This is a genomic window from Arenimonas sp., assembly GCF_044353605.1.
Classification (GTDB): domain Bacteria; phylum Pseudomonadota; class Gammaproteobacteria; order Xanthomonadales; family Xanthomonadaceae; genus Arenimonas.
On the sequence record NZ_JBILBO010000003.1, the window covers coordinates 157,674 to 179,122 of the forward strand.

Sequence of the window (21,449 nt, forward strand, 5' to 3'; positions counted from 1 at the left end):
CTGCCATGACCCTCGATATCGACACCCGCCGTACCGAACACTCCCGCATCGCGGAAATCGACTGGAACCACCTGCCGTTTGGACGTATCTACAGCGACCACATGATGATGATGGATTTCCGCGGCGGCGCCTGGCAGAAGCCGGCCATCGTGCCATTCGGCCCAATCAGCCTGCACCCGGGCAATGCCACCCTGCACTACGGTCAGAGCATATTCGAAGGCATGAAAGCCATCCGTGGCCATGACGGGCGCATAACCCTGTTCCGACCCGAACTCAATGCCAAGCGCTTCAATGAATCCTGCCAGCGCCTGTGCATGCCCGGCATTCCCGAAGCCACTTTCATCGAACTGGTCAAGGCGCATGCCCGTTTCGAACGCGACTGGGTTCCTGCAAACGACAATGCGGCGCTGTACCTGCGCCCGTTCATCTTCGCCACGGATGAGGCGCTCGGCGTCAGACCCTCGGAAACCTACAAATTCATGATTCTGTCCTGCCCGGCCGGCGCCTACTACGCCGAACCGCTGTCGGTGAAGATCGAGGAACGCTACACGCGCGCGGCCGAAGGCGGCGTGGGTCGGGCGAAAACCGCCGGCAACTATGCCGCATCGCTGCTGCCGACCAAACTGGCCAATGACGAAGGCTTCCAGCAGCTGATCTGGACCGACGGCAAGGAGCACAAATACATCGAGGAATCGGGCACCATGAATGTGGTGTTCGTCATCGACGGCACCCTGATCACGCCCTCAGAAGACTCCGACACCATTCTGCGCAGCGTGGTCAAACGCTCGGTGGTGGATCTGGCCAGACATTGGGGCATTCCGGTAGAGGAACGCCGCATCTCAGTCGAGGAAGTGATTAACGCAATCCGTGAGGGCCGGATCGAAGACGCTTTCGGCGCCGGCACCGCCGCGACCATCGCACCGATTGCACGCATCGGCTTCCGCGGAGAAATTTTCGATCTTCCACACGTCGCGGAACGCGTGGTTTCGAAACGCATCAAAACCTATCTGGATGGCATCAAGCACGGTGACGTACCTGACGAATTGAACTGGTGCGTCGAAATCTGATCCGTAGTCAGCTCGCGGCCGGCTCCTCGTAAGGTTTGCCGCCGGGGATCAGCGCTGAATGCGCGCGGCGCGAACGGAACAGTGGGTAGAACAGCTGCACCCACCAGGATTCACGGCCGAACAACTGGTCGTCGCGCAGCCCGACTTCGGCCGGGAATTGCTGGGTAATATGCGCCGTCCCGAACAGAACGTCCCAGAAGAACAGCAGATTGCCGAAATTGCCTTTGTAATGGCCGATACCGTCGTTGTCGTACATGGCGTGATGCGCATAATGCGTGCTCGGGGTCGAGACCGTGCGTTGCACCAGCCACATCAGCGGCTTCAGAGCCTTGATCCGGTAAAGCGGCGCATCCCACTTGACCGCTGAATGCGCACCGGTGATCACCGCCAGTTTGATCACGATGTATGCCAGATAGACTTCGGCGAATCCAAGGAAAATCAAAATCCCTGAGATCCAGAGCCCCGGCATGCACAGGTAGTAGAAGAAGTTATTGCGGTAGATGATGCGTGCGCTCATGTATTGCGGCGAATGGTGCGCCCGATGTAAGGGCCAGAGCAGCGGCGAATGCGAGATCCGGTGCCACCAGTACTGGGTCATGTCATCACCGATCAACAGCATGGCGGCCATGGCGTACCAGGGCAGCGCGGCCAGGGCGTCGCGGTAATCGGGAAAAGCGTAGTCGCCCAGTGATCCGACGACAAAGAAAATGAACGGCTGGGTCAGCCCGGCCAACAACACCATGCTGAGCAGGTCGATGACATTATCACCCTTGCCGGTCTTGAAATTTTTCACCCTGCCGAGGACATATTCGAGCAGTACGAACCCGACCAAAAGGGAAATCAGCAGCAGATTTTGCGTGGTGCTCATGGAGGCTCTGGACTGGTGGCTTTCTGCGATTAAATCGGATTGCCCATCACATTGCAAGTACATGCATTGACCCAATGACCCGCATCCGATGTAATGACCGTATCCATCAACGGAATTCGGCCATGAACAGCTTGCGCAAATTCATCATCAATACCTTAACCGGCGGCGTGTTCTTCTTACTGCCCATCACTGTCGTGCTGATCATACTTAAAAAAATACATGAAGTACTGATACTGATCCTCAAGCCGGTGGCGGCTCGCTTGCCTGACGACATGATGGGATTCGATGGTCCTCAGACCATGGCGGTTTTGGTTCTGGTGATAATTTGTTTTATGTCCGGACTTCTGTTCCGTTCAAGAAAACTCAGGACGTTCATCGAGAAGCTGGAAGACAATTTCCTGTCGGCGATTCCGGGTTACACCTTCGTTACCAACATGGTGGCCGATAAACTTAACTATAAAGACGACGATGCCTTCAAACCGGTATTGGTGCCCCAGGGCGAATCACTGGCGTTCGGATTCCTGATTGAAGAATCCGATGGCCTCAGTTCGGTTTATGTGCCTGGTGCGCCCGACTTCAAATCCGGCAGTCTCCAGATTTTTACCAGCAATCAGGTTGAGCGTCTGGATGTCCCGCCGATCGAAGTCAGCCGCAGTCTGAAACGGCTCGGACGTGATAGCTTGGCTCTCGTGGCACGAGGCAGAAAACGCTCTCAAAGCCCTGCCGCGTAGCGTGCCATGGCGTTCTTGATCGGGCCAATACGATCACCCAGACCCAAGACTCGGCCACGCAGCAGGGACAGCGCCATGTTGTCGTTTGAAAACACACGATTGATGTTTTCAAAGGCCAAGGCGGCCACGGAATTTTCCGAATAGCGTGTTCGTGCCCAGCGTGCCAGCTGAGCGCCATCGAGGGCGTCACCGGTCTTGCGTGCGGATGCCGTGAACGCATCGCGCAATGCGGAAACATCGCGCAGCCCCAGATTCACGCCCTGACCCGCCAGAGGATGCACGGCATGCGCAGCATCGCCAAGCAACAGCGTACGGCCCTTGATCATGGTCTTGGCCAGCCGGCGACGCAGTGGAAAGGCGGCACGGACCGAAAGCAGGCGTGTTTGTCCGAGCGTGCCGGCAAAGGCCGAATCGAGAGCGCGGCAGAAGTTTTCGGGCCCGGTCTGCAAAAGCCTGTCCGCTTCGGTCTGCGGCAAGCTCCAGACAATCGAACAACAGTGGTCTCCGAACGGCAGAAAAGCCAGAGGGCCGGTGTCCAGGAAGCGCTGCCATGCCGTATTTTCATGATTGCGTTCGGTGTGAACGAATGCCACCACACCTTTCTGTCCGTAATCGTGGTCATCGGTTGCGATGCCGAGCAGCCCGCGAACCTTGGAGGCGGCGCCATCGGCACCGATGGCAAGCCGTGCACGCAACTCCGTACCGCTCTGCAATTCGATGCAGACTTCCGTTTCCGTTTGCTGTAGTTGGCTGATCTTATCGGGGCAAAAGCGCTGGATGTTCGGTTCGCGGATGACTGCCTGCCAAAGCACCTCAACCAATGCGTCATTCTCGAGAATGTGTCCCAGATACGGGCGCCCGAGATCTCCGGCATTGAACCGCAGCGGGGTCGAATGCACCGCATCGAAAACGGTCATCCCCGAATACGGATAAGCACGACGGGCGATGACATCCTGCCAGAGACCGAAGGATTCAATCAGTGTCTGATTATCCAGCGCCAATGCCACCACGCGCAGATCGGGCTCGTTCGTTTGCCAGGCTTTCGGCGCATGCGCTTCCACCAGCGCCACCTGAAATCCCTGCCGTGCCGCCATCAGGGCGGCACTTAAGCCGACCATGCCGCCGCCAACCACAACGACATCCAAGGGCTTCATAGTACGTCCTCGAAACTCGTGGCACCCCGGTAACCCATGGCGCCGGAGACCAATTCTGCGGCCATCACCGGAGCCGAACCCAATGCGCCCAATGCCAAAGACCGCATGAGATGCGCGGGCAGTCCCGGATTGGCGGTCATCCGGGCCAAGCCATCGCTGAATGCCAGGGTACGCGAGCGATCATCCTGACGTGACGCGGCATAGGTTTCGGCGGTGGTTCCGCTCAACCCATCAGTCACCAGAATTCGCGCCAACGAAAGCGCATCGCGCAGACCCAAATTGAAACCTTGTGCACCGATCGGGTGGATGGTTTGTGCGGCATTGCCCATCAAAACTGCGCCCGGAGCATGCAAGCGCTCGGCCAAAACCTGTTTCAGCGTGTAAAAAGTCCGCTTTCCGGTTTCACGGATTTTCCCGACACGCCAACCGAAACGGCTCTGGAAATAGGCGGCATAGCGGACATCATCCAGACTGGCGATGTCCGCAGCCTTGGCGCTGGCGACCCCGCAGATGGCGCCGTAAGCGCCGTCGGCCATCGGCAGGAGCGCCACCGGACCCTGTTCACTGAATCGCTCATAAGCCGTGCCGTCGTTGGCCTGATCAGCCCGCAAGGAACAGACAAACAGCGTTTGGCCGTAATCGTGACTGCGGATTCCAATGCCGGCAGCATGACGGATGAAGGAGTCGGTACCATCGGCGGCGACCACCAAGCGGGCTGAAATGGCCTGCTCACCGCCCGGAACCGCCAAGGTCAGCTGTGCGCCATCGGCATCGAATCGGCAAGCCGAAACCCGGGCCGGGCATATGCGACGGGTCTGTTGCAGGGTCTGGACACGTTTGGCCAATGCCACTCCCAAATCCTGAGCCAGTACGATGGCACCGAATGCTACATGTCCGAATTCGGAGGCCTCCAGCAGCGTGCGCCCGAAATCGCCGGTCCGGCTGATATGGATACGCCGTATCGGCGTTGGTAGCGCCGACAACATCGTCAGGACGCCCAAGCGGTCCAAGGCATCCATGCTGCGCTGCGCCAGAGCCAACTTGCGTTGGTCAAAACCCGGCGGCACTTCCGGCGTGTCGGCCGCTTCAATGAGCGCCACCGTCAGACCGCTGCGCTCCAATGCACAGGCCAGACTGGATCCGACCAGCCCGCCACCGACAATGGCGATATCCACATTTTCAGAAGCCTGGGGCGCCACGAGTTCTCTCAAATCCTGCTGAATAAGGTATTCTATTACCGATTACTTTTTCCTGCTTCGAGAACCGTATGCCGAACCGTCCGCTTGCCCTCAATCTCACCGTGCTGACCGGCATGATTCTGGCGGTGGCACTGACACGGTTGATTCCGCATCCGCCGAATTTCTCGCCGGTTGAAGCCATGGCATTGTTCGGTGGCGCCTATTTCGCCCGTAAATCGCTGGCCATTCTCGTTCCGCTGGTCGCCCTGTTCATTTCGGACCTCGCCCTGGGCCTCATGATGGGTGGCGAATATTTCAGCTATTTCGTTTCGGCCGGTTTCTGGTTGGTTTATCTCACCATCGCGGCGCTGAGCGTGCTCGGTTTCGGCCTGCGCGACCGGATCTCAGCTCTGCGTGTCGGCAGCTACAGCCTTGCCGGCGCGCTGATTTTCTTTCTGGTCACCAATTTCGGCGTCTGGTACGGGTCTGCTTTCTTTCCGCAGACCGTCGCCGGATTGGCAGCCGCTTACACCGCCGGCCTGCCCTTCTTCCAGAACGGCCTGCTGGGTACCCTGTTCTATGCCACCGTCCTATTCGGCGGCTATGAGCTTCTGAAGCAGCGTCTTCCGGAAATACGTCAAACCGCCTGATGGGTAACCGACTGACCAAGATTTATACCAAAACCGGTGATGATGGATCCACCGGTCTGGGCGATGGTAGCCGCGTCTCCAAGGATTCCGCACGGGTTGCGGCTTACGGAACCGTGGATGAGGCCAACTCGGCCATCGGCCTGATACTGGCATGCGAAATACCCCAAGACGTCCGCGACCTGCTGGTATCGGTCCAGCATCATCTGTTCGATCTCGGCGGTGAACTCTGCATACCGGGACACGCGGCCATTTTTGATGCCGACATCGACCATCTCGAACAACAACTGGATGCGTTCAATGCCGATCTGCCTGCGCTGAAGGATTTCATCCTGCCGGGCGGCGGCATGGCGGCCAGCCACTGCCATCTGGCCCGCACCATCAGCCGTCGCGCCGAACGCGAAGTGGTGACGCTTTCGCGCCACGATGCGGTAAGACCGGAAGCGATCCGCTACCTGAACCGGCTGTCGGATCTGCTCTTCGTCCTGGCTCGCGTTCTGGCCCGCGCCAGTGGACATGGCGAAGTTCTCTGGAACCACGAGCGCCGAAAATCCTAATCCGCGGGTTTGAACTCCAGTGCGGCTGAATTGATGCAGTAGCGCAAGCCGGTGGGCTTCGGGCCGTCGGTAAAGACATGGCCCAAATGAGAACCGCACCCGGCACACTGTACTTCGGTGCGGCGCATTCCATGGGAATCATCGAATTCGAGCTTTAAGGCCTTCGCATCCGCCGGCTGGAAATAACTCGGCCAACCGCTACCGGAGTCGAATTTACTGTCAGAGGCGAACAGCTTAGCCTCACAAGCCACGCAGTGATACATGCCTGATGCATGGTGATCCCAGTATTTTCCGCTGAACGGGGGTTCGGTTGCCGAACAGCGGCAAACCGCGTACTGCTCCGGGCTCAGCCGTGCGCGCCAATCGGCATCGGTTTTGGTGTTTTCAGTCATATCCAGGGCCGCCTAAGCCAGCTATTAAAGGGTAAAATACATCATAACTACCGATTGGGGTCATGCGTGCGCCGAACCCGTTTATTCCTTGCCTGTCTGAGCCTGCTTGCCACTGTGGATGCACAGGCCCAGAATCAAGAAGCCGACGGCACCAATTGGCAATTGTGCGCTAATCCCGATTATTTGCCACTATTCCAACCGCTGACCGATGACACGACCGACCCTGCAAGCCAGCCCGCGGACATCAGCTCGGACAATCTGGACATCGGTACGCGTGACCAATCCCTTTTCGAGGGCAATGTCGAATTGCGCAGAGGCAGTGAATGGCTCGCCACAGATGCCTTGCGCTTCGACCATGCCAGCCAGACCTACCGCACCGAAGGTCCGGTAAAGTTCCAAAACAACGCACTGCGCATGACCGCCAAGACCGCCGAGGGCAACCAGAAAACCGGTGACATCGCACTCAGCGGACTGAACTACCAGTTCCATGAAAGCAATGGCAACGGCAGTGCCGATAAAGTCCTTGTGCAAAATGACGGCAGTCGCCTCACCGGCGCCAATTTCTCGACCTGTCCAAGCAATCAGCGGCAATGGCAATTCATTGCTGATGAAATCAAGGTCAACGACAAAACCCACCAAGGGGTGGCAAAAAACGTCAAACTGGAAGTGGGTGGCGTCCCCATTCTTTGGTTGCCGGCAATGCGCTTCCCCACGGATAGCGCGCGCGCATCAGGCTTGCTCTCTCCCAAAATCGGTCAGGACAGCCTGAACGGCTTTGACATCTCGGTCCCGGTGTACCTCAATCTGGCACCGAACTACGATGCCACCCTGACCCCGCGCTATCTGAGCGAACGGGGCTGGATGCTGGGTGCTGAATTCCGATATTTAACGCAGGACAATGCCGGCATTTTCGACGGCAGCTATCTTCCCGGCGATGATATCCGGGGCGGCGACCGCTATCGGATCGGCTGGGAACACTTCACGGCAATCAACCGGGCCTGGTATTTCCAGAGCAGCCTGAATACGGTCAGCGATGTGTTTTACTTCTCCGATTTCGGAAGTTCGATCACCGAAACCTCGACAGCGCTGCTGAAAAGCGAGCTGGGCTTTCACGGGCGCGGAAAATACTGGAATCTCGACCTGACTGCTGCCAACTGGGAAATCGCCAATCCGACCCAGGCACCGGGCTCGGAACCCTACCGGCGCTTGCCGCGTCTGGCCTTGAGTGGCAGCAAACCGATACGCCCCTGGCTGGAGGCCGGCTTGAACGCGGAAGCCGTGGTTTTCGATCATGACGTGCTGAACGACGGCCGCCGGATCGATGTCACCCCTTTCATCAAATTCCCGCTAAGCGGCGGTAACTGGTTCGCCACCCCAAGCCTGAGCTGGCGGCAGACCGAGTACTGGATTGACCCGGATCCGTTCGATGTCACCGCGCCCACGCGACTGACCCGCGGGCTGGGTATTTTCAGTCTGGATGCCGGCGCTTATTTCGAAAGGCCAGCGACCTTTGCCGGCCTGGATTTCATCCAGACCCTCGAACCCCGGCTGTTCTACCTGAATGTGCCGTACCGTGACCAGAACGACATTCCGGCATTCGACACCCAGCCACTGACCTTCATGTGGCCTTCCCTGTTCCGGGAAAACCGTTATGGCGGGGCCGATCGACAAACCGATGCCAACCAACTGACCACCGCGCTGACCACCCGCTTCCTGAGCTCGGATTCCGGGAAGGAGCGCATGAACTTCAGCTTAGGTCGCATCACCTACTTCAGCACACCGAAGGTGACCCTGCCCGGCGAACCGGCCCAACCCGCCGATGGTTCGGCCTGGGTTGCCGAGGCCAACATCCGGCTCAGCGACGAATGGCAGATCGGCGTGACCCAGCATTGGAACCCGGCCGACCGCAATACCGAGCTGTCTTCGATCCGCGGCTATTGGTCGCGTCCGAACGGACTTCAATTCAATGCCGGCTACCGTTTCCGCAAGGACTTTGCGGAACAAACCGACTTCGCCGCGGTCCTACCCATCAACGACAACTGGCGGATCATGGGGCGCTGGAGTTACTCGCTCCGTGACAATCAGAACCTCGACAGTCTGCTGGGTTTCGAATGGCGCAGCTGCTGTATGGCATTCCGGGTATTCGGACGCCGCTATATCCGCAGTTTCGACAGCCGCGAGAATACCGGCGTATTCCTGGAACTCGAGCTGAACGGTCTGGGCAGCATGGGCAGCAGGCCTGAATTGTTCAAGGATAATGGTATCCTAGCGTATTGATGTACCGACCCTTTTTTCCGCTTTAAACCGATTCCGGAGTGTTGCATGTCTGTCATCCCCAAAACCCTGGCGCTCGCCCTGCTTCTCGGCCTCGGACCCCAAGGCGCCGCCGAAGCCCAGAGTACACAAGCCAGTACCGCCATCGACAGCATCGTTGCCGTCATCGATGAAGATGTCATCCTGCGCAGCGAACTTGAACGCGCCATCGGCAATATCAAAGCCCAGTATGCCAATCAGGCCGGCCAATTGCCGCCCGATAACGTCCTGGAACGCCAGGTGCTTGAACGCCTGATTCTGCAACGTCTGCAGATCAACCGGGCCAAGGATATCGGTATCCGCGTCTCCGACGGCGAACTCAACCAGGTCATCCAGAACATCGCGGGCTCCAATAAAATGACCCAGGAGCAGTTCGCACAGCGCCTTCAACAGGAAGGCATCGCGTTCGAAGACTACCGCAACAATCTCAGTGATGAGCTTCTGCAGCAGCGCCTGCGCCAGAGCTATGTGCAAAGCCGTGTCCAGGTCAGTGATTCGGAAGTGGAGCAATACGTCTCCAGCCAAAAGGCCGCCGGCCCGGAAGTCCTGCTCGCCAATCTGTTGGTCGCGCTTCCTGAAAACCCAAGCCCCGATCAGGTGGCGACCGCCAAAAGCAAAATCGATGGAATCCGCGAACTCATCGCCACCGGCAAGATGGATTTCAAAGCCGCTGCCATCCGTTACTCGGATGCTCAAAACGCCCTTGAGGGCGGCATTATCGGCTGGCGGACCTTCGACTCCATTCCACCGCAATTCACCGCCATGATTTCGGAAATGAAAGCCGGTGATGTGTCGCAGCCCGTGCGTGGCCCCAGCGGCTACCAGCTGATTCAGCTGGCCGAAACCCGCGATGCCTCCCAGGTCAAGCAGGTTGAAGAATACCGCGCCCAGGCCATTCTGATTGATCCGATCCGCGTAGGCGGTAACGAAGTAGCGCGCCAGAAAGCGGAAGAAATGCTGTCCCGGATCAGCAAGGGTGAAGACATGGGCAAGCTGGCCAAGGAATTCTCCAGCCCCGATCTCAATGCCGAAAACGGCGGTGTTCTCGACTGGTTTACCCAAAACCAGTGGGGAACTCAAATCGGCGCGCAAATCGTCATGCTGAAAGACGGCGAACTGTCGCCGGTCATCCAGACCGATGCCGGCTTCCTGGTGATGAAGCGTCTGGGCAAGCGCTCATCGGACGCCAATGCCGAAAACAAACGCCGCGAGGCCCGCGAAGCCATTGGTCAACGCAAGGCCGAGGAAGAATACGAACGCTTCCTGCGCCAGTTGCGTGCCGAAGCCTTCGTCGAGTCGCGCCTCGCCCCGATCTAATGGCCGTCCGGCCGCATCTGGCACTGGTTCCCGGTGAACCAGGCGGCATTGGTCCGGAACTGTGTGTCCGGATTGCACAACGGGACCACGGCTGCCGTCTCACTGTTCTGGCCGATCCGGAGCACCTGCTTGCCGCAGCACGGGCACTTGAACTTCCGTTACGTTGCAAGTCGGCAGGTGAGGAGTGCGTTGCCGGAGAACTCGCCGTTCTGCCCTTCCCTGCGCCGATGCCGATGCGTCCAGGGCATCTTGAGCCGCTCAATTCGGCACAGGTCATCGCTGCGTTGCAACGCGCCGGCCTAGGATGCCTTGAGGGCGAATTCGATGGCATGGTCACAGGACCGGTCCACAAGGCCGCAATCAATGCCGCCGGTATCACCTATGTCGGCACCACCGAACTGTTGGCCGAACAGGCCGGGGTTCCGGTCGTGATGATGCTGGCTACGGAATCCCTCCGGGTTGCGCTGGTCACAACGCATTTGCCGCTACGGGAAGTGCCTGACGCCATCACGCCCGCGCTGCTTGAACGGACCTTGCGTATTACCCACGACGACCTGCGCCGACGCTTCGGTCTGGCCCAACCCCGTCTGGGCGTGCTCGGCCTGAATCCCCATGCCGGGGAAGACGGCGTGCTCGGACGTGAAGAAATCGACATCATGATTCCGGTCATGGAAAAACTCCGGGCCGAGGGCTTCCATCTTCAGGGTCCGCTGCCGGCCGATACCGCTTTTCTGCCCGCGCGCCTGTCCCAATGCGACGCCATCGTCGCCATGTACCACGACCAGGGGCTGCCCGTGCTCAAATTCTCCGGTTTCGAGAATGCCATCAATACCACCCTTGGCCTGCCCTATCCGCGCGTGGCCGTCGATCACGGCACGGCATTGGATCTGGCCGGCACCGGCCGCGCCAGCGACGAGAGCCTGTGGCAGGCCATCGGCTTATGCAGAAAACTGGCGATTCAAGGATGTGTGGCATGAGCCATTTCAAGGCACCACCGAAAAAAAACCTCGGGCAGCACTTCCTGACTGACCGCAGCATCATCGAACACATCGTGCATTCGGTTGATCCGAAACCGGGCGATATTCTGGTGGAAATCGGACCGGGCCAGGGCGCCATCACCTTCCCCTTGCTGAAAAAAAACGGCAGCCTGACCGTGATTGAATTCGACCGCGACCTGATTACCCCGTTGAGCGAGGCCGCACACGGTATCGGTGAATTGACCATTGTGCACAAAGACGTGCTGCAGGTCGATTTCGGCAAACTGGCCGGCGAAAACCACATCCGTCTGGTTGGCAATCTACCCTACAACATCTCGACCCCGATCCTGTTCCATGTCCTCGAGCATTGCACGCAGGTCCGTGACATGCATTTCATGCTGCAGAAGGAAGTGGTCGACCGCATGGCGGCTGAGCCGGGCAGCAAAATCTACGGACGGCTGAGCGTGATGCTGCAGGCCGTATGCGAGGTGATACCACTGTTCGATGTTCCTCCGCAGAGTTTCAATCCGCCACCGAAAGTCGATTCGGCCGTGGTCCGGCTGATCCCCCGCGACCCGGCCCAGGTCGGCATCCGTGATGCGGTAATGTTCGCAGCCGTCGTGCGCGATGCCTTTGGCCAGCGCCGGAAAACCCTGCGCAACGCGCTGTCACGTCTATGCACCGGTGAGCAATTGCAGGCGGCAGGAATCAAGCCGGAAACCCGCGCCGAACAGCTGCCGGTGTCCTCCTTCGTGCATTTGGCCAATTTTCTGTCCGACGCGCCAGCCTGAGTGCCGCGCCAGCCTATTCAGGCTTCCGTGTCACACCGGCGCTATAATGACCGGGACTGAAAAATTCGGATTACCCACTCAATGACAACCTATGCCATTGGTGACTTGCAGGGCTGTTACGACGTATTGGCCCGGCTGCTGGACCATATCAAATTCGACCCAAGCCAGGATCATCTCTGGTTCTGCGGCGATTTGGTCAACCGCGGCGGGCAATCACTGGAAACGCTCAAACTGGTGCATTCCCTGCGCGAACGCAGTACGGTCGTGCTCGGCAACCACGACATGTCCTTGCTGGCGATCGCACAGCGCAGTGAAGCCGACCAGAACAAGGTCAATCCCGATCTGCACCGGGTGCTGTTTGCACCGGAGCGCGATGCGCTGATCGGGTGGCTGAGCCAGCAGAAACTGTTCCATGTCGACCGCAAGCTCGGTTTCGCCATGGTGCATGCCGGACTTTCACCGAAATGGACGCTGGATATGGCCTCGGCACGCGCGCGTGAAGTCGAGAAGATCCTGCAGAGTGATCAGGCGGCACGGCATTTGAAAGCGATGTACGGCAACCAGCCGAACTGGTCGCCGAAATTGAACGGCACCGACCGCTTCCGTGCCATCGTCAACATCTTCACCCGCATGCGCTACTGCACGCCGAATGGCCGCATCGGCTTCGAGGAAAAAGGCAAGCCAGGCACACAGCAACCCGGCTTCTATCCGTGGTTCTCGACTCCGGGCCATGCCGAGCGTGAGCTGCCGATTGTCTGCGGCCACTGGTCGACGCTCGGGCTATTCATGGGTCTGGGCATTTATGCCATCGACACTGGGGCGGTCTGGGGCGGCACGCTGACGGCACTGGAACTCGGACCGGCACTGCGCATCCATCAGGTTCCAGGACGCAGCGACGGGTTCAGCAAAAACCGCGACTGAGTCTCAGAGCGGACTCGGGCGGAAGTAATCGGCAAACCGAAATGCGTGCGCATGACGCTCATCCGCGCCGTGCTCGTCACTTGCCGTTTCCAGCCATTCGTTTTCATCAAATACCGGAAACCAGGCATCCGCCTGCGGCAGCGCGGTATCGACATGGGTCAAATGCATCTGCTGGGCTCTTGGCAATGCCAATGCGTAAATCTCGCCACCACCGATGACTATCAGCTCTTGATCGTTGCAAAGGGCTAACGCTTCTTCCAAGCTACTTACCGCCTGCATGCCCTCGAACGGCAACCTGCCGCTGCGGGTCAGCACCAGATTGCGACGCTCAGGCAATGCGCGCCCGAGCGATTCGGCGGTCTTGCGGCCCATCAGCACGGTTTTGCCAATGGTCAGCGATTTGAAGCGCTTCAGATCATCCGGCAACCGCCATGGCAGTGCATTATCGAATCCGATGGCGCGCTTCCGGTCGAGTGCGGCAATCAGGGTGATACGACTCATACCGCAACCGGTGCCTTGATGGCCGCCTGTGGCTCGTAACCGATGATTTCAATATCATCGAATGTGAAGGCAAACAGATCAGACACTTCCGGGTTCAGGCGCAACTGCGGCAGCGGACCGGGCGCCCTGGAAAGCTGCTCGTGCACCTGATCGAAATGATTGCTGTAAATGTGGGCATCACCGAAACTATGCACGAAATCGCCGACGTCCAGATCGCAGACCTGGGCGATCATGTGCGTCAACAGGGCATAGCTGGCGATATTGAAGGGAACGCCGAGGAAGATGTCGGCGGAGCGTTGGTAAAGCTGGCAGCTCAGGCGCGGGCGGCCGCCGGCCTGTTTGGGTGGCGCGACATAGAACTGGAACAGGCAGTGGCAGGGCATCAAAGCCATCTGCGGAAGCTCGCCCACATTCCAGGCGCTCACGATCAGGCGTCTCGAATCGGGATTACGGCGTATTTCGCTGACCAGCCAGCTGATCTGATCAACCACGCCGCCATCTTTTCCTTCCCAACTGCGCCACTGCTTGCCGTATACCGGCCCGAGATCGCCGTTGGCATCGGCCCACTCATCCCAGATACTGACTTTGTTGTCTTTCAGATAAGCGGTATTGGTTTCGCCTTTGAGGAACCACAGCAGCTCATGGATGATCGAGCGCAGATGCAGTTTCTTGGTAGTCACCAACGGAAACCCTTCGGTAAGATCGAAACGCATCTGGTAACCGAATACCGAGCGTGTCCCGGTTCCGGTCCGGTCATTTTTGTCCAAGCCGTTGGCCATCACATGCCTCAGGAAGTCGAGGTAGGTTTTCATACCTTGTGCTCCTGCCGGCGCGACAGCCACAACAGTGCAAGGCCAAGGGCAATGAGCGGTAGGGACAACAGCTGACCCATGGTCAGCCAGTTCCAGGCCAGATAGCCGATGTCGGCATCAGGCTGGCGGATGAATTCGACCAGGAATCGGAACACGCCATAGCCGAGCGCGAACAGACCGGATACCGCGTAGCGCGGCCGGGGTTTGCGTGAATACCAGAACAGGATGAGGAACAGCAGCAAGCCTTCAAGCGCGGCCTGCACGAGTTGTGATGGATAACGGGCATATCGGTCGAGCAGCCCCGATTCATGCAGGACCCTGAGTTGGTCGGCGGTCTGGCCGTACAGATCCGCTTCGGCGCGCGGAAAAATAACGCCCCAGTCCTTGCCGGTATATCGTCCCCACAACTCGCCGCCGATATAGTTACCGATGCGTCCGAACATCAGACCCGGAGGAACCAAAGGCACCAGAAAATCGAGGGTGTCGAACATGTGTTTTTTGGACTGCGCAGACCAGATCGCCACTGCAACCATCACCCCGAGCAGGCCACCGTGGAAACTCATGCCGCCTTCGTTGATGCGGAGCAGAAACAGCGGGTCGGCAACGAAGTCGGACCATCCGTAGAACAATACATAACCAACACGACCGCCAATGACGACGCCGAGCATGCCATTGAAAAGAAGATCGCTGAACCGGTTTTCGTCGATGCCGGAAAATCGTCCCGCGCGGATGCGATGCCGGCCCAGCAGGAACGCGGCTGCAAATCCGAGCAGATACATGATGCCGTACCAATGAATGCCATGGGGCCAGAACGGAAGTGACAGCGCAACGGGGTCGATATCGTGCAGAATGGTCATGGCAAAATCCGCGAGTACAGCCACTATTGTGCCTGAAAACGGGGAGGCGGCGTAAGCGGAATTTCAGCGATTCAGAGGATGACGGGCTCGTCAGGCAGCTCTTTTGGATTGTCGGCCGAGGCCGGAAAATGCTGGGTGAGCAAGGCATTGATTCTGCTAAGACAATCCAAAACCGCCCTGTCCGGCTCACCATGACGCATGGCCTCAGCGAAATCAGCGCAGAGGGCGTCCCAGCAAGCCTGCGGCACCTTGGCGGCGATGCCGCGGTCGGCAATGATTTCAACGCGGCGCTCGGCCAATTGCAGATAGACCAAGACGCCGCTGTTCTCGGCCGTATCCCAAATGCGTAAAGCCGAGAACACCTGCTCGGCACGGCCGCGGGTATGGATGCCGGCCATGAGCGCGAACGGGGAATAGCGCGCCTCGACAGCGAAACACAGTTCGCCGGCATGGCCGCGCTCGCCTTCGGCAATGGCATCCCGGATGGCTTTCATGCGATCGGACGGAAACCAGCGACTCAACTGGAACCAGCCGGAAAAGAGATTCTTTAGAATGCGATTCATCACCATCCTCCCGATGCACCGCCGCCGCCGAAGCCGCCACCACCGCCGCTCCAACCCCCGGAACCGCCGCCCCAGCCGGAACCCCCGCCGGGAAAGGAACCCCAGCTGCCGCCGCCGGAACTGAAACGACCCGGTCCGGAACTGGCAATGAAAAAGGCAATCAGCGCGGCCAAAATGCCGTAGCCAAGCGTGCTAAGTACGATAAACCCGATGCCGCCGGCGATAATGCCGGCCCCGAAGCGTCGCAGGAAAACCGGTTTCAGCCGCGTACCGGCCGCCATGAGCCCGATGAACACGCCGATGAAGAGTGCGAACATCCCGCCGGATGGCGGCTGATCTGTTTGCTCATCCTGCAGGGGTTGCGGCAATTCCTCGCCATCGATGAGTTGGACGATGGCACCGGTGGCCTCGTTGATGCCCTGGTAGTAATCTCCCTTGCGGAAATTAGGCGCAAGATATTCCCGGATGATGCGCCCGGCCTTTGCGTCCGGAATCGCTCCCTCGAGACCGTAACCGACTTCGATTCGTACCTTCCGGTCATCCTTGGCGATGAACAGCAGTACGCCATCATCGACTTTGGCGCGACCCAATCTGTTTTTTTCGGCGGCCGCCAGAGCGGCGTCCTCAAGTGATTGTCCGTCCAGGGTCGGAATCATGTACACCGCGACCTGACTGCCCTTGCGCTTCTCGAATTCTGCGAGACGCTGCTCGAGCTCGGTAATCTGGCCGGCACTGAGCGTGCCGGTTGTATCAGTAACATGCTGCGCCAGCTTCGGTACTTCTGCGGGAACGGCAGATGTTTGGCTCCGGCTTTCAGCGGAACCGAAAAAAAGCAGCACGCCGCAGAGCGCGAATGCGCGCAGCATGGAATCAGCCGCCGGGGGCGGGTGCCGGCGCGGCCGGTGCGAATTCCACGGTCGGTGCCTTGGAAATGGCCGCTTCGTTCTCCACGGAGAAGTTCGCTTTCGGCTGGTAACCGAACAGTTTGGCGGTGATATTCACCGGAAACTGGCGGATGTGCGTGTTGTAGGCCTGTACCGATTGGATGTAGCGGTTGCGGGCAACAGTGACGCGGTTTTCGGTACCTTCCAGCTGCACTTGCAGATCGCGGAAGTTTTCATTCGATTTGAGTTCGGGATAGTTCTCCGAAACCACCAACAGTCGAGACAGCGCACCCGAGAGTTCACCTTGGGCGGCCTGGAATTTCTTCAGGGTTTCCGGATCCGAAGCTTGGTCGGCACTGATATTCATCTGGCCAACGCGTGAACGGGCATTGGTGACCTCCGTCAGCACGCGCTCTTCCTGCGCGGCGAAACCCTTGACGGTGGCCACCAGATTCGGGACCAGATCGGCCCTGCGTTGGTATTGATTCAGCACTTCAGACCATTGCGCGTTGACGGCTTCATCCTGCTGTTGGATGGTGTTGTAACCGCAACCGGACAGCATCGCGGCAAGGACGATGAGGAAAAACAGGCGGAATCGTTGCATGGCACACCTCGCGTGACGGGATGGCCTTATCCTAACCCAAAATCAGCGTTTTTGCCGCCGTCGCGACAGAATGTTCAGCACTTCGACAGTCGCCGAAAATGCCATTGCGAAATACAGCAGGCTGCGCTCGATGTGGATGCCGAAACCATCGGCAATCAGGGCGACGCCCACCAGGATGATGAAGGATAGTGCCAACATCTTGACGGTTGGATGCCGATCGATGAAGTCGCCGATCGGATTGGCGGCGAAAATCATGACGCCCACCGCGATGATGATGGCGGCGACCATCACCGCCCGGTTATCGACCATGCCGACCGCGGTAATAACCGAATCCAGCGAGAACACGATGTCGATGACCGCAATCTGGGCGATGACATATCCGAACACCGCTGAAGGTTTGGTATCGATATCCTCTTCCTCGCCGCGACCCTCGACCGAGTCGTGGATCTCCAAGGTGCCTTTCACCAACAGGAACAGGCCACCGCCAATCAGAACCAGATCACGTATCGAGAAATTCTGACCAAACAGTGAAAAAAGATTGGACTGCATGCGTGCCAGATAAGCCAGCGACAGCAGCAGCATGATTCGGGTGACGCAGGCCAACATCAATCCGAACTTGCGTGCGGCCGGGCGGCGTTCCGGCGGCAGTTTGCTGACCGCAATCGAGATGAAGACCAGGTTGTCGATGCCGAGCACGATTTCGAGCATCGCCAGCGTTGCCAGCGCGACCCATATCTCGCCGTTGAAAATCCATTCCATCAGGAATCCTTGCTCCAGTAAGGCCACAAAATCAGTAGCCAGCACACCACGACATTGACATCAGCAAGGAATACCGCAGCCGATCCCATATCCTTTGCGCGACCGGCCAATGCATGCAACTCCGGACCCCAACGGTCGACCACCGCCTCGATGGCTGAATTCAACACCTCGACAATCAACACCAGCAACAACACCGAGATTAATAGGAACCGTTCAACCCCGTTCTGCCCCAGAACCAGGGCGAGCGGTATCAAGACGACGCAAAGATAGACCTCTAGCCGGAAGGAGGATTCGACCTGCCAGGCGGCACGGAGACCTTTCATCGACCATTGGAATGCCTGCCAGATTCGGAATGGCGAACGCGGAGCGTGCGTATCGTGACTGTCAGCCATGCGGATTCAGACGTTCGTGACAGACGGAAGGGACCGTACCGGAAACATGGACATAGACGTGTAAATCAACATGAACGGCGCTCGGACCAACGGAATCATCCCCATTTTGCCATAAAGAAGGAGGTCAGTCCGGATTCACCGCTTTTTGCCCAACAGACCACCCAGAATGCCACGCATGAACTTGCGGGCCTGATACTTGGCTTCCTGCTCGATGACGCCCTGTCGGCGGCCGTTGCCGAACAGGATTTCCTGCAGGAATCCGGGTTCTTCCTTGGCGGCTTTCTCCGGCTTTGCGGCCTTGGCTGCGGGCTCAACTTCAATGGCTTGTTCCTGGACCCGTGCATTGAGCTTTTCACGGGCCGATTCGCGGTTAATTTCCTGATCGTATTTGGCACCCAACAGACTCTGCGCCAAAACCGCCTGGCGTTCGGCATCCGTAATGGCGCCCATGCGGCATCGCGGCGGACAAATGATGGCACGCTCGACCGGCATCGGAATGCCCTTGTCCTGCAACGTGGAGACCAGGGCCTCGCCGACGGCCAACTCGGAAATCACCTTGGCGACATCTATTTTCGGATTCGGCACGAAGGTTTCGGCCGCGGTGCGCACGGCTTTCTGGTCGCGCGGCGTATAGGCGCGCAGCGCATGCTGGATCCGGTTGCCGAGTTGGCCAAGAACATTATCCGGGATATCGTCCGGGTTCTGCGAGCAGAAATAAACACCGACGCCTTTCGAGCGCACCAGACGCACCACCTGTTCGACGCGTTGCAACAGCGCCGGCTGGATGTCGCCGAACAGCAGGTGTGCCTCGTCGAAAAAGAACACCAGCTTCGGCTGTTCCAAATCGCCTACTTCCGGCAGGGTTTCAAACAGTTCACTGAGCAACCACAGCAGGAAACTGGAATACAGCCGTGGCTGCAGAATCAGCTGATCGGCGGTCAATAGGTTGATCATGCCGCGACCGGAGGCATGGCGTTGCATGATGTCCGACAACTGCAATGCCGGCTCGCCGAAGAAGTGCTCACCGCCCTGCTGTTCAAGACGCAGCAAGGCGCGCTGGATGGCCGCCACCGAGGCCGGTGAAACCAGCCCGTATTTGGCGGACATCTCGGTTTTGCTTTCGGAAACATGATTGAGCACTGCACGCAGGTCTTCCAGATCGAGCAGGAGCAGACCATCATCGTCTGCCAGCTTGAAAGCGATATCGAGCACGCCGGACTGGGTCTCATTCAACTCCAGCACACGCGCGAACAGATCGGGACCGAACTCGGAAACCGCGGTCCGCACCGGATGTCCTTTCTTGCCGAACAAATCCCAGAATGCCACCGGACTGGCCTCATTGGCATAATCGGAAATGCCGATGTCGGCGACGCGGGACTGGATTTTTTCATTCATCGTTCCGGCGATGGCCAGCCCGGCGATGTCGCCTTTGACATCGGCCATAAACACCGGTACGCCCATTCGTGAAAAGCCTTCGGCAAGCACCATCAGCGAAACCGATTTTCCAGTACCGGTGGCGCCGGCCACCAGGCCGTGGCGGTTGCCGTATTTGGCAAGCAGTGAAACCTGCTGTTCGCCTTTGCCGATCAGGATGTCGCTCATGGATTGTTCTCCAGAACCAGGGTGTCCCCGGATTGTTCGATGTTGAGGGTTTTCAGGACATCCATGCCGAGCAGGGCATTGCCTTCGAAATTCTTACTGACGCCGATGTAGACATCATGATGGGTAAATTGTCCGAAATCCAGTTTATCCGCCCCGGCAACACAGGCATCACGGTCCACACCCATGGCCGTCCGGAACTCTACCGACTGGCATTCGCCAAGACCTGCGCGCCGCGCCAGATCGGTGGATATGACCGATAGCGAAGCGCCGGTATCAATCATGAATCGTACTGCCACGCCATTGACGGAACCATCGAGATAATAGTGCCCGTCCTCGGCGCGTTTGACCGACTGCTGGCCATAGAACACGATTTTTTCGGGTTTGGCAGGCATGCCTTCCACCTGTAGTGCCTGGTTTGCAGGATTGTTTTCCGGCCGGTGGGCAGGCGCCGTCTGCATTGCCGTGGCCCTTTCCCGCAATTCGGCTTCACGCTGCGCCTGTTCCTGCATGCCATGCTGACGGCCGGCAACATAGCCGATGCCGGCAAACAAAATGATGAGCAGAAAAGTACGCATCAATCCTTGAAAATCGCCACGCCGCGTTCACCACTGGGTTTGATCCAGCCGCGGTACATGCCTTCGGTATTGAACGGCAAGGAAACATTGCCGTCACGGTCGAGCGCAATCGCACCTCCATCACCACCCATTTCAGGAACGACTTTCAGCAGCACTTCTTCCGCGGCCTGAGCCAGGGAGTCGCCCCGGTATTTCATGCGCGCGCAGATGTCGTGCGCCACTGCGGCACGGATGAAGAACTCGCCCCAGCCGGTGCCGGACACACCGCATTGTTCGTTGGCATAGGTGCCGGCACCGATGATCGGCGAATCACCGATGCGGCTCCAGCGTTTGTTGGTCATGCCGCCGGTAGATGTCGCGGCGGCGATATGGCCATTGCGATCCAATGCCACAGCGCCGACCGTACCGAAATATTTGCCTTTCAGGTCGTTTGAAGCGGTCTGCCGCTCTTCCGCCTGTGCCTTCAACAGCTGTTTGTGACGATGTTCGGTATCGAAATACTCGGGGGCGACGCGCACGATCTCTTTGCGGGTGTCGGCGAAATGCTCGGCGCCCTCGCCCGCCAACAGCACATGCGGCGAATGCTGCATGACCGCTTCGGCCAGCAGAATGGGATTCTTGATGGTGCGTACTCCGGCCACGGCGCCGGCTTTGCTGGTATGCCCTTCCATAATCGAGGCATCCAGTTCGTGGCCGCCTTCGGCGTTGTAGACCGCGCCTTTGCCGGCATTGAACAACGGGGAATCTTCCAGCACGGTGACGCTGGCGATGACCGCCTCTCGGGCGCTGCCACCACGTTGCAAAATGGCATTGCCGGCATCAAGAGCGGCATTCAGTGCTTTTTCATAACCCGCCTGGTCTTCAGCAGAAAGCTGGGCCCGGGTGATGACCCCGGCACCGCCATGGATGACCAGTGCGGTTTTCGGTGATTCGGCGGCAACAATGGACGACATAAGCAGGATTCCGGCAAATACGGTGGATTTCATG

The 21,449-nt window shown here is 58.6% G+C and carries 24 protein-coding genes; 9 read left to right on the forward strand and 15 right to left on the reverse strand.

Annotated elements, in window-relative coordinates; genetic code table 11:
* Window positions 1-5 precede the first annotated feature (5 nt).
* Window positions 6-1,067: a branched-chain amino acid aminotransferase gene (locus ACIQ1A_RS03245; RefSeq protein ID WP_395769623.1), complete on the forward strand. Its 1,062-nt coding sequence runs from the start codon at window positions 6-8 to the stop codon at window positions 1,065-1,067.
* A 7-nt stretch (window positions 1,068-1,074) separates the two neighbouring features.
* Here ACIQ1A_RS03245 and ACIQ1A_RS03250 read toward each other — a convergent pair whose 3' ends face one another.
* Window positions 1,075-1,935, reverse strand: coding sequence for a sterol desaturase family protein (locus ACIQ1A_RS03250; protein WP_395769624.1), 861 nt, complete (start codon window positions 1,933-1,935; stop codon window positions 1,075-1,077).
* A gap of 122 nt (window positions 1,936-2,057) precedes the next feature.
* On the opposite strand from ACIQ1A_RS03250, the gene ACIQ1A_RS03255 reads away from it, so the two are divergent.
* Entirely contained in the window at window positions 2,058-2,666 is a 609-nt protein-coding gene (locus tag ACIQ1A_RS03255) for a hypothetical protein (RefSeq protein WP_395769625.1), read from the forward strand.
* Here ACIQ1A_RS03255 and ACIQ1A_RS03260 read toward each other — a convergent pair.
* Window positions 2,648-3,820 carry an FAD-dependent oxidoreductase gene (locus ACIQ1A_RS03260; protein WP_395769626.1) on the reverse strand — a complete coding sequence of 391 codons (1,173 nt, stop codon included), beginning with the start codon at window positions 3,818-3,820 and terminating at the stop codon, window positions 2,648-2,650. The two genes, ACIQ1A_RS03255 and ACIQ1A_RS03260, sit on opposite strands and share 19 nt — an antisense overlap.
* Window positions 3,817-4,995, reverse strand: coding sequence for a 2-octaprenyl-6-methoxyphenyl hydroxylase (gene ubiH / locus ACIQ1A_RS03265; RefSeq protein ID WP_395769627.1), 1,179 nt, complete (start codon window positions 4,993-4,995; stop codon window positions 3,817-3,819). The genes ACIQ1A_RS03260 and ubiH overlap by 4 nt, the downstream gene beginning before the upstream one ends.
* Window positions 4,996-5,087: 92 nt before the next feature.
* On the opposite strand from ubiH, the gene ACIQ1A_RS03270 reads away from it, so the two are divergent.
* Both ACIQ1A_RS03270 and ACIQ1A_RS03275 read left to right on the forward strand, forming a co-directional pair.
* Complete coding sequence (locus tag ACIQ1A_RS03270; RefSeq protein ID WP_395769628.1) at window positions 5,088-5,648, forward strand: DUF6580 family putative transport protein; 561 nt, start codon at window positions 5,088-5,090, stop codon at window positions 5,646-5,648.
* On the forward strand, window positions 5,648-6,202 hold the full coding sequence (locus ACIQ1A_RS03275) for a cob(I)yrinic acid a,c-diamide adenosyltransferase (RefSeq protein WP_395769629.1): 555 nt from the start codon (window positions 5,648-5,650) through the stop codon (window positions 6,200-6,202). Before ACIQ1A_RS03270 ends, ACIQ1A_RS03275 begins: the two co-directional genes overlap by 1 nt.
* Here the strand turns inward: ACIQ1A_RS03275 and msrB are convergent.
* On the reverse strand, window positions 6,199-6,594 hold the full coding sequence (gene msrB, locus ACIQ1A_RS03280; protein ID WP_395769630.1) for a peptide-methionine (R)-S-oxide reductase MsrB: 396 nt from the start codon (window positions 6,592-6,594) through the stop codon (window positions 6,199-6,201). The genes ACIQ1A_RS03275 and msrB overlap by 4 nt on opposite strands.
* A 66-nt stretch (window positions 6,595-6,660) precedes the next feature.
* Between msrB and lptD the strand changes: the two genes are divergently transcribed.
* The 5 genes from lptD to ACIQ1A_RS03305 all read left to right on the forward strand — a co-directional run bounded on the left by lptD (window position 6,661) and on the right by ACIQ1A_RS03305 (window position 12,913).
* Window positions 6,661-8,871: an LPS assembly protein LptD gene (gene lptD / locus ACIQ1A_RS03285; protein WP_395769631.1), complete on the forward strand. Its 2,211-nt coding sequence runs from the start codon at window positions 6,661-6,663 to the stop codon at window positions 8,869-8,871.
* A gap of 45 nt (window positions 8,872-8,916) precedes the next feature.
* Window positions 8,917-10,224, forward strand: a complete 1,308-nt coding sequence (locus tag ACIQ1A_RS03290) for a peptidylprolyl isomerase (RefSeq protein ID WP_395769632.1) — start codon at window positions 8,917-8,919, stop codon at window positions 10,222-10,224.
* On the forward strand, window positions 10,224-11,201 hold the full coding sequence (pdxA, locus tag ACIQ1A_RS03295; protein ID WP_395769633.1) for a 4-hydroxythreonine-4-phosphate dehydrogenase PdxA: 978 nt from the start codon (window positions 10,224-10,226) through the stop codon (window positions 11,199-11,201). The genes ACIQ1A_RS03290 and pdxA overlap by 1 nt, the downstream gene beginning before the upstream one ends.
* Window positions 11,189-11,992: a 16S rRNA (adenine(1518)-N(6)/adenine(1519)-N(6))-dimethyltransferase RsmA gene (gene rsmA, locus ACIQ1A_RS03300; RefSeq protein WP_395769634.1), complete on the forward strand. Its 804-nt coding sequence runs from the start codon at window positions 11,189-11,191 to the stop codon at window positions 11,990-11,992. Before pdxA ends, rsmA begins: the two co-directional genes overlap by 13 nt.
* Window positions 11,993-12,073: 81 nt before the next feature.
* On the forward strand, window positions 12,074-12,913 hold the full coding sequence (locus ACIQ1A_RS03305) for a symmetrical bis(5'-nucleosyl)-tetraphosphatase (protein ID WP_395769635.1): 840 nt from the start codon (window positions 12,074-12,076) through the stop codon (window positions 12,911-12,913).
* A gap of 3 nt (window positions 12,914-12,916) precedes the next feature.
* Here the strand turns inward: ACIQ1A_RS03305 and ACIQ1A_RS03310 are convergent, their stop codons facing one another.
* From ACIQ1A_RS03310 to ACIQ1A_RS03360, 11 genes are all read right to left on the reverse strand, one after another.
* Window positions 12,917-13,414, reverse strand: coding sequence for a dihydrofolate reductase (locus ACIQ1A_RS03310; protein ID WP_395769636.1), 498 nt, complete (start codon window positions 13,412-13,414; stop codon window positions 12,917-12,919).
* Complete coding sequence (locus ACIQ1A_RS03315) at window positions 13,411-14,226, reverse strand: thymidylate synthase (protein ID WP_395769637.1); 816 nt, start codon at window positions 14,224-14,226, stop codon at window positions 13,411-13,413. The genes ACIQ1A_RS03310 and ACIQ1A_RS03315 overlap by 4 nt, the downstream gene beginning before the upstream one ends.
* Complete coding sequence (gene lgt / locus ACIQ1A_RS03320; protein ID WP_395769638.1) at window positions 14,223-15,083, reverse strand: prolipoprotein diacylglyceryl transferase; 861 nt, start codon at window positions 15,081-15,083, stop codon at window positions 14,223-14,225. Before lgt ends, ACIQ1A_RS03315 begins: the two co-directional genes overlap by 4 nt.
* A gap of 71 nt (window positions 15,084-15,154) precedes the next feature.
* Window positions 15,155-15,646 (reverse strand): TPM domain-containing protein, encoded by a 492-nt coding sequence (locus ACIQ1A_RS03325; protein WP_395769639.1) that lies wholly within the window; start codon window positions 15,644-15,646, stop codon window positions 15,155-15,157.
* Window positions 15,646-16,512 (reverse strand): TPM domain-containing protein, encoded by an 867-nt coding sequence (locus ACIQ1A_RS03330; protein ID WP_395769640.1) that lies wholly within the window; start codon window positions 16,510-16,512, stop codon window positions 15,646-15,648. The genes ACIQ1A_RS03325 and ACIQ1A_RS03330 overlap by 1 nt, the downstream gene beginning before the upstream one ends.
* 4 nt (window positions 16,513-16,516) lie before the next feature.
* On the reverse strand, window positions 16,517-17,134 hold the full coding sequence (locus ACIQ1A_RS03335) for a LemA family protein (RefSeq protein ID WP_395769641.1): 618 nt from the start codon (window positions 17,132-17,134) through the stop codon (window positions 16,517-16,519).
* Between the two features lie 42 nt (window positions 17,135-17,176).
* Window positions 17,177-17,893 (reverse strand): TerC family protein, encoded by a 717-nt coding sequence (locus tag ACIQ1A_RS03340; RefSeq protein ID WP_395769642.1) that lies wholly within the window; start codon window positions 17,891-17,893, stop codon window positions 17,177-17,179.
* Window positions 17,893-18,285 carry a diacylglycerol kinase gene (locus tag ACIQ1A_RS03345; protein ID WP_395769643.1) on the reverse strand — a complete coding sequence of 131 codons (393 nt, stop codon included), beginning with the start codon at window positions 18,283-18,285 and terminating at the stop codon, window positions 17,893-17,895. Before ACIQ1A_RS03345 ends, ACIQ1A_RS03340 begins: the two co-directional genes overlap by 1 nt.
* A 135-nt stretch (window positions 18,286-18,420) precedes the next feature.
* A complete protein-coding gene (locus ACIQ1A_RS03350) occupies window positions 18,421-19,887 on the reverse strand; it encodes a helicase HerA-like domain-containing protein (protein WP_395769644.1) in 1,467 nt (488 codons plus the stop codon).
* Window positions 19,884-20,462: a TIGR02281 family clan AA aspartic protease gene (locus ACIQ1A_RS03355; RefSeq protein ID WP_395769645.1), complete on the reverse strand. Its 579-nt coding sequence runs from the start codon at window positions 20,460-20,462 to the stop codon at window positions 19,884-19,886. The genes ACIQ1A_RS03350 and ACIQ1A_RS03355 overlap by 4 nt, the downstream gene beginning before the upstream one ends.
* Window positions 20,462-21,448: an isoaspartyl peptidase/L-asparaginase family protein gene (locus tag ACIQ1A_RS03360; protein ID WP_395769646.1), complete on the reverse strand. Its 987-nt coding sequence runs from the start codon at window positions 21,446-21,448 to the stop codon at window positions 20,462-20,464. Before ACIQ1A_RS03360 ends, ACIQ1A_RS03355 begins: the two co-directional genes overlap by 1 nt.
* Window position 21,449: the final 1 nt, after the last annotated feature.